The sequence below is a fragment of the Pseudomonas sp. genome, from assembly GCF_040514055.1.
Taxonomy (GTDB): Bacteria; Pseudomonadota; Gammaproteobacteria; order Pseudomonadales; family Pseudomonadaceae; genus Aquipseudomonas.
The window spans coordinates 14710-27123 of record NZ_JBEVDL010000086.1 but is presented as its reverse complement, the minus strand read 5'-3'; the positions used below and the strand labels follow the sequence as shown (position 1 = coordinate 27123).

Genomic DNA, 12414 nt, shown 5'->3' with positions numbered 1-12414 from the left:
CGGTCTGCATGGGGATCACGGGAGCTTGGTGTGTTTGGCGACAACCAAGGTGCTCGCCCATGCAGACGTCTTCAAGCCCAAGCGTTTGAGCGGTCGCGAGTTTTTGTGGGGATCACTCAGACTCCGACCCCTTACCTGACCCCTTACCTCGCTGATCACTGGGGCGCGCTCCTGGGTGCTGAGCAACGGCACATCCGACTGGTGGGATTCAGTTCTTCTGTTGCGGTATCGGCTCCACAGTAATCAGCGCTGGAGTAAGCAATTGAGACCCTTCAATCGCGTTAGGGTATGCAGCGCAATCAATAGGGAGGCCAGCGGCATAACTCCATGTAGTCGCTAAGCGCACCGGTGAAATTTTCCCTGCTAAAGCAGAGCGGCCTGCTGCAGGGAAGCCAATTGACCTGCGAAATTTCCCGATCCTGCGCGTAACCCATTCTGCTCCAGCTTATATGCGACTCTGTACTGTGTTGCTCCACCACTACAACTTCGCAGCCGAAGTCCATATCGTCTGGGCAGACCAACAGTGGTACAAGCATTGTTTGCGTGCCAGCAAAACCCAGCAGCCTGTCCCAAGCTTTTTCAAGCTCGACCTCACTGTGCAGCCAGCTATGCGCTGGCACAAGAATGCTGATGTCGGGTTGCTGGGTCAGCTCCGCAATCACTATTTGTAACGACGAGTCGTCAACATACAGAGCTGGATAAGGGGCATGCGGGTGATCGTCGTGGAGGCGGGCGGAGAGTCGCATGGCGTGCCTGGATGCATTAAAGGGCGGGGTTCAGCGCGTTCCCACGGGGCGCAACGGACGGCTGAAGGTCGACTATTACTTGAGCCGGCAGTCTACCAGGCAAAAGCAACAGCCCCGCTGTGCGGGGGCTGTTGGATTTCTGCGACAGGGCGACGGCGCTGTGGCGTTATTTGATAAAGGCTTGCAAGTCGCTGGTCAGGCCCTTGATCGCCGCCTTGAAATCGTTGGTGGTGATCGCCTGGCTGTCATTGTCCAGCGAGGTGCCAAACACCTTGCGCACGACCTTGACCACCGGCAGGCCGGTCTTTGCATCGACCAGATCGGCTTCGATATAGAGCTCGGTATTCTGGTCGCGTTGGCCGGTCGCCGCGGCCACCGAGCCCGCCACCGCCGTGATCGGCAGCACTTCGTACCAGCGCATGCCTTCGGTGGACGCGCTGACGCCGGTGATCGCCGCGTGCATGATCAGCGCGCGCGAACCTACTGGTGCGGCTTGCAGCGTGGGCACCACCTGGTAGCGCTGGGCCAATGCGCTTTTAGCGCTGCTGCTGGTGAGTGCCTGCAGCTCCTGCAACGTCTGCTGGTTGACGCGTTCGGTCGGTTTCGGCGCCGGATACAGTTCCAACTGGTTGAAAACCACCGTGTTGTAATTTCCGGGCTTGAAGTTGTCGGCGACCCAGCGCAAAACCGGCTGCCCACTGGCCGAAGTGGTTTCCTGCAGCCCCTCATAGTTGGCCAAGAAGCCGGAGTACTGGTTCTGTTCCGTCACTTTTGAAACGCAGCCGCCCAGCAGCAAGCTGCTCATCGCAACGCCAACCAAAAACTTACTGGATATTTTCATGAGGCTTTTTACTCCGTGCTTGGAAAAGCGCTTTAAGGGGCATGCTCAGGGTTGGGATATCACAGGTTTAGCTCATCGTTGTTACGCGTGATCGCTGCCAGGCAACATTCAGTCGCTGGTGGGTGGTTTCTCAGGGAGCCCTCAGGTGGACATCGTCAGCAGACGGGCCGGCATATTCGCGTCGCGGCCCCGGCCATAACAGCAGGGTCATAAACAGCGCGTAGATGACCGCAAACAGAACGTAGGCCATGCGCGTCGAAAACAGCTCGGGACTGCTGGCCGGCAAGGGCGAAATGCCCAGGCCGAAGAGGATCAGGAAGGTCGTCAGGCCGCCCGCAAACAGCTTGCCCGCCGTGGCATGGCTCACCGCCCTGCCGGCGAAGAGCAGGCCCACCAGCAATGCAGTGAGAAACAGCAGCCAGAGCGTGGGCCGCAACTGCACCAGGGTGCAGGCCAGCGAGGCGACTATCCCGCCCAGCAGGTTGACCACCAGCAAGGCCAGCGCCGCGCGTTGGGTCATGGTCGACTCCAGTTGACTGAGTAGCGAGGAGACCGTAATCGGAATGACCATGGCAGTGGCCAGACGCGGGTCCACCAGGCAGAAGGTGACTATCAGCAGCAGGATGGTCGCGCTCGCCAGCGCCTGGCGTGTCACGTGGCGCAGCGCAGGGCGCGGGGCGGGTGGTTGCGCGGAGCTGGTGTCCGCGGGGCGGTCGGGCAACAGGGCGTGGGCGGCCCAGGTCAGCAGTATGCCGCCGCTGATGCCCCTGGCCAGGATCAGCGCGATCGAGTCGCCCAGGTCGCGTTGCTGAATATCGAGCATGGGCACGACGATGGCGATGATCAGGATCAAACTGGGGGCCGCGCCGCCTTTGCCCTGGCCCTGGGCCCAGAAGCAGCCGAAATAGCACAGCCACAACGACGGAACCAAAACTTCCGGCTCTTCGCCGAACAGGTCGGTGAGCAATACCAGCAGCGCACCGACGCCCACAACCAGCAGGATGGTTGCCAGGCCCTGGCGCAGCCCCAATGGGCTGCGGCTGGCGAACAGCAGCTGGATGGCGATCAGCGGGGCGAAAAAGGGCAGGGTCTCACCCATCAGCATGCCGACGCTGAGGCCGCAGGCAACCGCCAGGGCGATCCGCAGGCCCTGGCGTTTGCGGCGGCTCAGTTCAAGAGAGTCAATTGACATAAGTCAGCAGGGCGATCACCCGGCTCTTGAACCTGCCCAGGGCGTTCATCACCGGGTTGTCACCGGTGTAGACCACCACGTTGACCTGGGAGCCATAACGTGGACCGACGGGGTAGGGCTGGTCCACCACCAGGCGAACCGGGAAACGTTGCGGGTCGCGAACCCAGCCACTTTCGTTACGGATAGTCGGCAGCGCGGACGAGGTGGCGCCGTCCTGGGCAACACCCCATCCGACGCTCTCGACCTTGGCGCCGAAAACCCGGCCTGGCAGCACATCGAACACCAGTTCGGCGTGGTCTTCGGCCTGCATATGCTCCAGGCTGTTTTCCTTGAAGGCCGCCGAAATCCAGATGGTGCCGGCATCGATAAAGGTCAGTGCAGGCTGGCCGGGGTTCACCACCTGGCCTACCGCCAGTTGGAGATTGGTAATCACGCCATCGGCCGGTGCGTTGATCTCGGTCCGCACCAGGTCCAGACGGGCTTTTTCCAGGGCGGCCAATGCCTGCTTGAATTGCGGGTTGTCATTACCCGTCGGCCCCAGTTCTTCACGGGCTTTCTGCAGGTCGGCCTGGGCCTTGACCACCGCGGCTTCCGAGGAGTCCAGGGCGGCGCGTGCCTCATCCAGGCGGGCGCGGGCATAGACCCCACGCTCGACCAGCTGCGTGACGCGCCGTGTCTGCTCGCGCACGTTGTCGCGCTGGGCGCGCGCCGAGACCAGTTGGGCCTGCGCGGCATCCACCGCGGAGGTGCTGGCACCGAGGTTTTGCCCGGCTTGTTCGAGTTTGGCCTCGGCTTCGGCCACGGCGATCTGGTAGGGCTGCGGATCGATGCGGAACAACAGTTGTCCGGTCTTGACCCGCTCATTGTCGACCACGGCGATATCCATCACGCGTCCGCTGACTTCGGTCGCCATCTGCACCACATACGCCTGCACCACCGCCTGGGCGGACGAAGGTGTGCTGCGCTCCATCAGGACGGAGATGGTGAACAGCACGACAATCAGCAGCAGTACCAGCAGCGCGACACGGCGCAGCGGATTTGGCGTCGCGCGCGCTGGGGCGGGGGGCGTGGGCGCAGCGGGGACAACCTCGGACTGCTTGGAAATCTCGGGCATAACGGCATCCGTAAGCGGGGCTATACCAGGCAACCTTCAGGCGTGCCTGGCGACGAGGCGGGTTAGGGGGTCAGGCCGCGTCAGTGTTGACGACCCGCGCGGTACGGATAAACAAGGCGCGGACCTTGTCCCAGAAATTGCCACCCAGCACGAAAAAGCTGCCGACCAGCATCAGGTCGCCCAACAGTTGCAACTGCCAGAGATTGGGCCTTAAGCCGGGCCAAAAGGTATCGATATAGGGTTCGAGAAAGGCTGAAACCAAGGGCAGGCAGAACATCGTCACGCCGATGTAATGGCGGGCCGGGCTCACTTCGAGGTTGGCGCTGGGGGCCAGTCCGGATACATAGCCGAACAATCGGCGTTTCAACTCCTGGAAACCGGCTTTGCCCATGATGGCTATGACCAGCAGCAACAGGATCTTGTTGGAGATAAACAGGATGCCCGTCAGCGCGGCAATTTTTGAACCCGGAACATCCAACGCGGCTGCCAGGGGTACCAGTAGCCAGGATCCCAGTATCACACCGACCAGGGCGATGCCCAACTTGAAGCGCCACCCGGCGGGGGGTGGACTGACTGCGTCTTGAGCATCACTCATAAATGGGCACCTTCCTGTGTGACGGCTTCGCTGTGGGTTGGGTTGCGCTGAATTACCTGAAACTCTGTCCCGCGACAGGGTGGAACCCCGCGCCGCTCAAGTGTTGCGGATGTGCGTTACTCAACAAGCGTGCGGTGCATGGCGCGTTACTGCGCATGGGGGCTGGGCAATAAACTAAAGCGACTCCGACCTAAAACACAATAGTCGAAATCCACCTGCGTAGCGGGCGACAGAAAAAAGTGCCTTGCCAAGGGGTAGGCCCAAGAGTCTGGTGGGTCGGTAGGTCGGAATGAGTGTGCTCTACACGCTCCGCCCAGGTCCCATGATCCGGCGAAAGCCCCGTCGGTTGGGCGCTGGACGCCCGAGCGCGGTCGTTGGTGAAGGGCCTTCAGGTGACTGGATTCGCCCCGTCCGCTGCGGTGCGAACCGACTGTAACTGGGGGGCTGGGTAAAAACGCCGAAGCGCGGACTGGCCTGTCAGGCGCGCAAGTAGCACTCGGCCGCCGCCTGCAACTACCCAGCCCGGTCGGCTCGGATTGGGCTTAGTGCGATAGGCCGGCATTTAGGATGGGACACACTTAATCCACTTCGAGTCGCTACGAATTGAGGCACGAGGCTGAGCGTTTTTAAAAAAGTGCGCGTCTTTATTCAAACTTCAGAAGGCATAAAAAGGGTGACTGCCGATTCACACAAACAGATCTGCCATTCAATGTGACAACTCTCGCAGCGAGGCAAAAAAAACCTATTTATTTGTTGCCCTGTTCGACCCACCCCAATTGATCCCTGTGCAATGGGCAAAGCGGATCGCAGCGGCCAGGCCCTGGCTCTGCCTGAGAGCCGTGGTGCTGATCCCCCCGGTGCTTGATCGCAGGGTTAAGTCACGCTCCCCTCGGTCCAGGCGCTTGACTCGCCTCCAGGCCCGGCTTCAGGCCTTGAATGATGCGGATGTTGCAGGGCAGAGGCTCGCTGCGCCCTGGCTGGGGCCCTTGATGTCAGGTTCGGTTAGATGTTTTTCGCATATTTCTGTTGCTGCTTATGAATCGCTGTATTATCATGGCCTTACAGCAGCGAAACGAGCAATCGTAACGCTGGAGGACGCTTCTAAAGCCAATCCAGAGCTGTGCCGGACGAAAGTCCACCGACATGCAGCGGTAGTTCAGTCGGTTAGAATACCGGCCTGTCACGCCGGGGGTCGCGGGTTCGAGTCCCGTCCGCTGCGCCATATAAAAAGTCCCTGGATAGTTCGCTATTCGGGGATTTTTTTGTCTTTTTTTCAATGCCACCGGCTGGCGCTACGGTCCAGGCCGCGACCATCACTGACCGCGCCGCGGCAGTCGATCAAAGACTCGCTGCCCAGGGCGGGCGCTGTTAGGTCTCTAGGGACGTTGGCTGAGCAGGACCGGTTATCCTGCTCATCGACCTCTGGCTCAGGGCGGCGGTGACGTGGCCGTGTCATGGGCCTTGCCGTTGCCGGTCATCAGCGGCACGACGATCGCGGCGATACGTATCCAGCGGCGCCAGTTGCTGTGACGTACGCCGAGGGTGGCCAGCAGCAGGGCACCGCCGGTGATCCATAGCGGACTTTTTCGCCCCTGCAGCCCTTCGCGCAGGTTATGGGTGAAATCCCGCGCTTTGAGTACCGGCTGCAACAGCAGCAGGCCTTCATGACGCAGTTCCTGGCGATGCATTTCCAGGCGCAGGCGCAGCATGGCCTTGCGTAGTTCCTGGCGGGACGCCTTGGCGGGCAGCTCGGGAATATTCATGGCAGCAGTTGCTCCCGGTCGCGGGCCAGCTCTTCGAGCGAGGCGCTAAAGGGTACCGTGGCGGTGCGCAGGCCATTGAGCAGGCGCCAGACACAGAGTAACAACCCAGCGCCATAGACGCCGCACAGTCCGAAGGCCGCCTCCAGTCGATAACTGTCCCAACACAGGATCAGCAGCAGGGCTGACAAACCAATCAGCAACAGCAGGGCAAAGATCAGGCACAGTCCCGCCAGCAAGCTCAATTGCACCGCCTGCGAACGTTGTTCCTTCAGTTCTTCGCCGAGCAGGGCGACATGGCCGTGTAGCAGGCCAAGAAATGACGCGGCCAGGCGCCGGGCTGATGGACCGCGTCCAGCGGAGGGTGGAATGGCCTCCATAGATGTTCCCCTTACAACAACCAACGAAAAAATCAGCCTGTCCCGATGCGGATGCCAGGGGGCTGTTCGGTGCAACTCACTTTCCGACACGAGACCAGGGCGGTACCCCGGTCCGCGCCGGAAGGACCGTCAGCGGCGGCTGATCAGCAGGCCCAACAGCAGGCCGATGGCGGCGGCGAAGCTGATGGACTGCCAAGGATGGGTTTGCACGTAGGTCTCGGTGGCCTGCACGGCAGCCTTGCCTTGTTCGCGTACCGAACCTTCGGCATCGCGCAGGCTGTCACGGGCCCGGCCCAGGGTGTTGCGGATATGCTCGCGCAGTTCTTCAGCCTGCTCGCCAGCCAGACTGGCCGAATGCTGCAAGAGTTTTTCGGTGTCGCTGACCAGGGTCTGGAAGTCATCGAGCAGTTCGTCTTTGGTGTTCTTGGGAGCAGCTTTGAGGCGCATGAGGCATTTCCTTGTGCGATGCAATAAGTGACAGCAGTTCTGAGTCCCGTTGCGTCCGGATGTTCCATTTGTCTTACAGCTTGGCACGCTGGTACAGGCTTTGCATCGTGCTGGTGCGCCGTTCAGTTAGCGTGCCCCCCGCTGGGGCCGGCTGAATAAGGTCGAAAATGCCCGGGCGCGTGAACAACCTTTTGATCCATAACCATTAAGTACCAAGTCCGAATTTCCCGCTGCACGCTGATGGTGCATGTGCCCGCCAGGCTCGGGGCGTCGCCCGGACCTGATGCGCCATAATTTGGTGCGCTGTAAGTGCTGCGTGAACGGCTTTGGTGCTTTAAGAAAAACGCCCGGAGTATTTCCTGCCGATGGACAACTTGAACAGCGCCGTGCAAACCCTGATCCACAGCTCCAATACCCTGTTCATTCTGCTGGGGGCCGTCATGGTCCTGGCCATGCATGCGGGCTTCGCCTTTCTCGAAGTGGGCACGGTACGGCAGAAGAACCAGGTTAACGCTTTGTCGAAGATCATCTCCGATTTCGCAGTCTCGACCCTGGCGTACTTCTTTATAGGCTACTGGGTCGCCTATGGAGTGACTTTTCTGCAACCCGCCGCGGCCCTGACGGCGGATCAGGGTTATGCCTTGGTGAAGTTCTTTTTCCTGCTGACCTTCGCCGCCGCAATCCCGGCGATCATTTCCGGTGGCATCGCCGAGCGTGCCCGTTTCGGTCCGCAATTGTGCGCCACGGTGCTGATCGTGGCCTTTATCTACCCCTTTTTCGAGGGGCTGGTGTGGAATGGCAATTTCGGCCTGCAGGCCTGGTTGCAGGCGCAATTCGGTGCGGCGTTCCATGATTTCGCCGGTTCGGTGGTGGTGCACGCCATGGGCGGCTGGCTGGCGTTCGGTGCGGTAGTGCTGCTGGGGCGTCGCGACGGTCGTTACCGCGACGGGCGCCTGGTGGCCTTCGCCCCGTCGAACATTCCGTTCCTGGCGCTGGGGTCGTGGATTCTGATCGTCGGCTGGTTCGGCTTCAACGTGATGAGCGCGCAGACGGTGGCGGGCATCAGCGGCCTGGTGGCGGTCAATTCGCTGATGGCCATGGTCGGCGGTACCGTGGCTGCCTTGTTGATCGGGCGCAACGACCCGGGGTTCCTGCACAACGGCCCACTGGCCGGCCTGGTGGCGGTGTGCGCCGGCTCGGACCTGATGCACCCGGTCGGCGCGCTGGCCACCGGGGCCATTGCCGGTGCCTTGTTCGTCTGGGCCTTCACCGCCACCCAGGTGAAATGGAAAATCGACGATGTGCTGGGCGTCTGGCCCTTGCACGGCTTGTGTGGGGTCTGGGGAGGGGTGGCGTGCGGTATCTTCGGCCAACAGGCCTTGGGTGGCATAGGTGGCGTCAGCCTGATCAGTCAACTGCTGGGCAGCGGCCTGGGAGTGCTGGTGGCATTGGCGGGCGGGTTCCTGGTGTACGGCAGTCTCAAGGCGCTCGTCGGCATCCGCTTGAGCCAGGAGGAGGAGTACTACGGTGCCGACCTGTCGATCCATAAGATCGGCGCCGTCAGCCAGGACTAGAGTGCGCTCGCCCGGCGCTCCGGCGCTGCGGCGGAGCTCAATCGAAACCGCCGAGCAGGCGCGCCTCGCCCCGCTCGATGGCTTCCAGCGGCCCGGACAGCAGCACCGTATCGCCGGACTGCAGCGCACCGGTGCGGGGCTGCTCCTGGTCGTCATGGCGCAGACCCTGAATTTCCACGCCCAAGTCATCGAGCCCCAACTCGGCCAGGCGCCGGCCGCAGCCGTAGGCCTCTGCGTTAAGGGTCACCGCATGCATCAGCAGCCGTTGGCGCTCCGGCGTGCCCAGCAGGTCGACCTGGGCCCCGGGGTAGTAGCCGTGCAACAGGCGGTAGCGATCCTGGCGCACGTCCCGTACCCGTGCCTGCACCTGGCTGTCGGGTAAGCCCAGCATCAGCAAGGCGTGAACCGCGAGCATCAGGCTGGATTCGAGCACTTCCGGGACCACTTCGCTGGCGCCGGCGGCCTGCAGTTCGGCCAACTGGCTGTCATCGCGGGTGCGCACCAGAATCGCCAGGTCCGGCTGCAACAGGCGCGCCTGGCGCACGATCGCCAGCGTCGCCTCGGCATTGTCCACCGCCACCACCAGCAGGCGCGCGCGGTGCACGCCCATGGCGGCCAACAATGCGCCGCGTCGTGAGTCGCCGTAATGCACGCTGGACTCGCCCGCCGCGGCTTCCCGCACCCGCACCGGGTCGTCATCCAGCGCGATAAATTCGATCTGCTCGCGCCGCAGGATACGGCCGATCGATTGCCCGACCCGGCCATAACCACAGATCACCACATGCCCCTGCAGCGCCGCGCCCGCGGCGACCAGCGGCGGCAGCGCCTGGCGGGTGCCTTGGCGTTGCCGCAGCCAGCCGTCCAGGGCGGGCGCGCCGCGCAGCAGGAGCGGGGTCAGGGCCATCGAACAAAAGACCGCGGCCAAAATCAGCGCGCCGTCTGCCTGGGGTAGCAGATGCCACAGTTGCGCCTGCGCCACCAGCACGAAGCAGAACTCGCCGCCCTGGGCCAGCGTCAGCCCGGTGCGCCACGCGCTGCTGGTGTCGCCGCCACGCCACCGGACCAGGCCGCCGACCAGGACGGCCTTGGTCAGCATCAAGGTCAGGGTCAGGCCCGCAATAGTCAGGCCGTGGCTGGCGAACAGCCGCGGGTCGATCAGCATGCCGACGCTGACAAAAAACAGGCCCAGCAGGATGTCGCGAAAGGGGCGGATATCGGCTTCGATCTGGTGGCGGTAATGGCTTTCCCCCAGCAGCATGCCGGCGAGAAAGGCCCCCAGCGCCATGGACAGCCCCAGCAGTTGCGTCAGCCAGGCGATGAGCAGCACCAGGACCAGCGCCAGCAACACAAACAGCTCGGGCGAGCGGGCCGCGGCGACTTCGTGAAACAGCCGCGGCAGCAGCCAGCGGCTGGCCATCAGCAGGGCACCGAACAGCAGGGCCGCCTTGCCCAGGGTCAAGGCCAGCGCCAGGCTCCAGTGACCGCCGTCGCCCGCCAGCGCGGGCACCAGGGTCAGCAGCAGGACCGCCACCAGGTCCTGCAGCAGCAGCACGCCGATGGCGTTCTGTCCGTGGCTGCTAAAGACCTCACCCAGGCTGGAGAGCTCCTTGGTGACGATCGCGGTGGAAGAGAGCGCCAGGCAGGTGCCGAGCAGCAGCGCCGTTGCCATTGGAAAACCCTGGGTGTAAAACGCGGCGGCCAGCACGCCACCACAGATCAGCACCTGCAGACTGCCGAGGCCGAACACCCGGCTGCGTAGCGCCAGCACCCGCGGCAGGGAAAATTCCAGGCCCAGGGTGAACAGCAGGAACACCACACCCATTTCCGCCAGGTGCACCAGGTCCTGGCTGTCGTTGACCCAGCCCAGCGCCCGCGGGCCGATCAGCAGGCCCACGCCCAGGTAACCCAGCACCGGCGGTAACCTGAGGCGGCGAAACAGCGAGATGACCAGCAACGAGGCGGCCAGGATGATCAACAGGTTGGTGAACACGCCGTCCTCCTTGATGGTCTGGCGAAAAAACAGGGTGGGCGCACGGCCTGGGAATTGTCCCGGTTGGCGCGAACAGGGGCATTGATCCATGGCAGGGAAGCGCTGCGGCGACGCGCGGCTATACTCGGTCGCTCAGGCGCTGGCCGTCCAGCGCAACGCAGCCGTTGGTCAGGTCTTCGCCGTTTCGCGCTCAACTTTTGCGCTGCGCTGCCGTCAACCTGTCACATGCTCTAGCAGGAATGCCGCCATGTATACGCCTTCGTCCACGCTGCCATCGGCCTCGCGCCCCTCGGCTGTGAATGCCCAGCCCGGTCAACGCACGGGCACCGACGCCCAGCAGACCCTGGCCAATCGCCTGGCCGAGCGCCTGGGTGTCGAGCCCGGTTCACTCAATGGCAAGCGCAACGACTACACCCCGGAAAAAGTCGCCGGGCGCATCCTCGATTTCATCGGCCAGCGCCTGGAAAGCGAGGCGGCCAGTGGCGCCGACACCAGCAAGTTGCAAAAACTGCTCAAGCAGGCCCAGGAAGGCGTGGAAAAAGGCTTTGCCGAAGCCCGTGCCATCCTCGACGGCATGGGTGTGCTCAAGGGCCAGGTCGCGGCCGATATCGATGACACCTACAAACGTATCCAGGACGGTTTTGCCGACCTCAACCAGCGTTTCGGCGAGGCCACGCCGGCCCCGAGCGCTGGCGGACGTACGGGGGTAGCCGCTTACAGCGAGCGCTTCGAGGCCCAGGCCGAGACCTTCGACCTGTCGGTGACCACTCGCGACGGTGATCGCCTGCGCATTTCCGTGGCCCAGGCCTCGGCCAACTGGTCGCAGACCGGGCTGGCCGCCGCCAGTGATGGCCAGGGCAGTGCGGCGGTGGGCAGCAGCCAGTCGGGCAGCATGCAGATCGGCGGTTTTCAGGTGCAGGTCGAGGGTGAGCTCGACGAAGAAGAGCGCGGTGCCCTGGAAGAGCTGTTCGGTCAGGTGCAGGACATTTCCAACAAGTTTTATGCCGGTGACCTGAACGGGGCTTTCGACCGGGCCATGGCGCTGGACATGGATGGCGACCAGTTGGCGTCCATGTCGCTGCAACTGACCCAGACCACCGTACGTCAGTCCACCGATGCCTACAGCGCGGTGGCGGAGCAGGGCGGACAAGCCGCCAGCGCGGTCAACGGTTCGTTGATGGAATACGCCCAGAGCCTGCTGGAGTCGCTGCGCACCGCGGCCCAGGTCAGTGAAGATGGCAAGGGCACCCTCAAGGACCTGCTCAAGGGCGCCAACCGCCTGGACGAGCGTTTCGACCCGGCGCGCCTGGATAAAGCCGACAAACTCAACGACCGGCTGCTCGATGGCTTGGACAAGATCCTCGGCTCCAGCCTCAAGACCCCCCCGGCTCCCGAGGCCGCGGCCTGAGGCTGTGACCTGCCTGGCCGCCTGAGCCGGATGCTAGACTGCGCACCTCTGCCCCTGGGTGAGGTGCGCCTTCCATGATTCCCGAATGCCAACTGCTGGGTACCCTCGGCTGCCACCTGTGTGAGCAGGCCGAAGCGCTGTTGATGCCTTTTGTTGAACACGGCCTGTTGGTCGAGCTGATCGACATTGCCGAGCATGGCGAATGGGTCGACGACTATGCGCTGCGCATTCCCGTGTTGCGCCGGATCGATACCGGCGCCGAGCTGGACTGGCCATTCGAAGGCGAGCAGATCGCCACCTTCCTGCGCTAGTGTCGCCAAGGCGGCGGGGCCTGGCGTGTCTCGCCCCGCGGCGCCTTCCCGAGGCG

12 protein-coding genes and 1 tRNA gene are annotated in these 12414 nt (G+C 63.1%); 4 read left to right on the top strand and 9 right to left on the bottom strand.

Features of this window, described 5'->3' with window-relative positions; translation table 11 throughout:
• Window positions 1-299: 299 nt before the first annotated feature.
• The 5 genes from ABWY06_RS23810 to ABWY06_RS23790 all read right to left on the bottom strand — a co-directional run bounded on the left by ABWY06_RS23810 (window position 300) and on the right by ABWY06_RS23790 (window position 4488).
• Complete coding sequence (locus tag ABWY06_RS23810) at window positions 300-746, bottom strand: hypothetical protein (RefSeq protein ID WP_353928071.1); 447 nt, start codon at window positions 744-746, stop codon at window positions 300-302.
• Between the two features lie 166 nt (window positions 747-912).
• Window positions 913-1587 (bottom strand): DUF3313 domain-containing protein, encoded by a 675-nt coding sequence (locus ABWY06_RS23805; protein WP_353928070.1) that lies wholly within the window; start codon window positions 1585-1587, stop codon window positions 913-915.
• A 130-nt stretch (window positions 1588-1717) separates the two neighbouring features.
• Entirely contained in the window at window positions 1718-2779 is a 1062-nt protein-coding gene (locus tag ABWY06_RS23800) for a DUF2955 domain-containing protein (protein ID WP_353928069.1), read from the bottom strand.
• Window positions 2769-3893 carry an HlyD family secretion protein gene (locus ABWY06_RS23795; RefSeq protein ID WP_353928068.1) on the bottom strand — a complete coding sequence of 375 codons (1125 nt, stop codon included), beginning with the start codon at window positions 3891-3893 and terminating at the stop codon, window positions 2769-2771. Before ABWY06_RS23795 ends, ABWY06_RS23800 begins: the two co-directional genes overlap by 11 nt.
• A 70-nt stretch (window positions 3894-3963) precedes the next feature.
• On the bottom strand, window positions 3964-4488 hold the full coding sequence (locus tag ABWY06_RS23790; RefSeq protein ID WP_353928067.1) for a transporter suffix domain-containing protein: 525 nt from the start codon (window positions 4486-4488) through the stop codon (window positions 3964-3966).
• Between the two features lie 1145 nt (window positions 4489-5633).
• Between ABWY06_RS23790 and ABWY06_RS23785 the strand changes: the two genes are divergently transcribed.
• A tRNA-Asp gene (locus ABWY06_RS23785) sits at window positions 5634-5710 on the top strand.
• 205 nt (window positions 5711-5915) lie between these two features.
• Here the strand turns inward: ABWY06_RS23785 and ABWY06_RS23780 are convergent.
• The 3 genes from ABWY06_RS23780 to ABWY06_RS23770 form a co-directional block, all read right to left on the bottom strand.
• Window positions 5916-6251 carry a hypothetical protein gene (locus tag ABWY06_RS23780; protein ID WP_353928066.1) on the bottom strand — a complete coding sequence of 112 codons (336 nt, stop codon included), beginning with the start codon at window positions 6249-6251 and terminating at the stop codon, window positions 5916-5918.
• On the bottom strand, window positions 6248-6628 hold the full coding sequence (locus tag ABWY06_RS23775; RefSeq protein WP_353928065.1) for a phage holin family protein: 381 nt from the start codon (window positions 6626-6628) through the stop codon (window positions 6248-6250). The genes ABWY06_RS23780 and ABWY06_RS23775 overlap by 4 nt, the downstream gene beginning before the upstream one ends.
• Before the next feature lie 129 nt (window positions 6629-6757).
• Entirely contained in the window at window positions 6758-7075 is a 318-nt protein-coding gene (locus tag ABWY06_RS23770; RefSeq protein WP_353928064.1) for an ElaB/YgaM/YqjD family protein, read from the bottom strand.
• A 365-nt stretch (window positions 7076-7440) separates the two neighbouring features.
• Here ABWY06_RS23770 and ABWY06_RS23765 point away from each other — a divergent pair, with 365 nt between their 5' ends.
• Window positions 7441-8649, top strand: a complete 1209-nt coding sequence (locus tag ABWY06_RS23765; RefSeq protein ID WP_353928063.1) for an ammonium transporter — start codon at window positions 7441-7443, stop codon at window positions 8647-8649.
• A 37-nt stretch (window positions 8650-8686) separates the two neighbouring features.
• Here ABWY06_RS23765 and ABWY06_RS23760 read toward each other — a convergent pair whose 3' ends face one another.
• The gene (locus ABWY06_RS23760) at window positions 8687-10639 is read right to left on the bottom strand and encodes a monovalent cation:proton antiporter family protein (protein WP_353928062.1); all 1953 of its coding nucleotides are present in this window, start codon (window positions 10637-10639) and stop codon (window positions 8687-8689) included.
• A gap of 247 nt (window positions 10640-10886) precedes the next feature.
• Between ABWY06_RS23760 and ABWY06_RS23755 the strand changes: the two genes are divergently transcribed.
• Window positions 10887-12047 (top strand): DUF5610 domain-containing protein, encoded by a 1161-nt coding sequence (locus ABWY06_RS23755; RefSeq protein ID WP_353928061.1) that lies wholly within the window; start codon window positions 10887-10889, stop codon window positions 12045-12047.
• Between the two features lie 74 nt (window positions 12048-12121).
• Window positions 12122-12358 (top strand): glutaredoxin family protein, encoded by a 237-nt coding sequence (locus tag ABWY06_RS23750; RefSeq protein WP_353928060.1) that lies wholly within the window; start codon window positions 12122-12124, stop codon window positions 12356-12358.
• The last annotated feature ends 56 nt before the right edge of the window (window positions 12359-12414 follow it).

Bases quoted from the DNA above. Each gene is read 5' to 3' on its own strand.
- ABWY06_RS23810 (WP_353928071.1), bottom strand. From the start codon at position 746: ATGCGACTCTCCGCCCGCCTCCACGACGATCACCCGCATGCCCCTTAT.
- ABWY06_RS23805 (WP_353928070.1), bottom strand. From the start codon at position 1,587: ATGAAAATATCCAGTAAGTTTTTGGTTGGCGTTGCGATGAGCAGCTTG.
- ABWY06_RS23800 (WP_353928069.1), bottom strand. From the start codon at position 2,779: ATGTCAATTGACTCTCTTGAACTGAGCCGCCGCAAACGCCAGGGCCTG.
- ABWY06_RS23795 (WP_353928068.1), bottom strand. From the start codon at position 3,893: ATGCCCGAGATTTCCAAGCAGTCCGAGGTTGTCCCCGCTGCGCCCACG.
- ABWY06_RS23790 (WP_353928067.1), bottom strand. From the start codon at position 4,488: ATGAGTGATGCTCAAGACGCAGTCAGTCCACCCCCCGCCGGGTGGCGC.
- ABWY06_RS23780 (WP_353928066.1), bottom strand. From the start codon at position 6,251: ATGAATATTCCCGAGCTGCCCGCCAAGGCGTCCCGCCAGGAACTACGC.
- ABWY06_RS23775 (WP_353928065.1), bottom strand. From the start codon at position 6,628: ATGGAGGCCATTCCACCCTCCGCTGGACGCGGTCCATCAGCCCGGCGC.
- ABWY06_RS23770 (WP_353928064.1), bottom strand. From the start codon at position 7,075: ATGCGCCTCAAAGCTGCTCCCAAGAACACCAAAGACGAACTGCTCGAT.
- ABWY06_RS23765 (WP_353928063.1), top strand. From the start codon at position 7,441: ATGGACAACTTGAACAGCGCCGTGCAAACCCTGATCCACAGCTCCAAT.
- ABWY06_RS23755 (WP_353928061.1), top strand. From the start codon at position 10,887: ATGTATACGCCTTCGTCCACGCTGCCATCGGCCTCGCGCCCCTCGGCT.
- ABWY06_RS23750 (WP_353928060.1), top strand. From the start codon at position 12,122: ATGATTCCCGAATGCCAACTGCTGGGTACCCTCGGCTGCCACCTGTGT.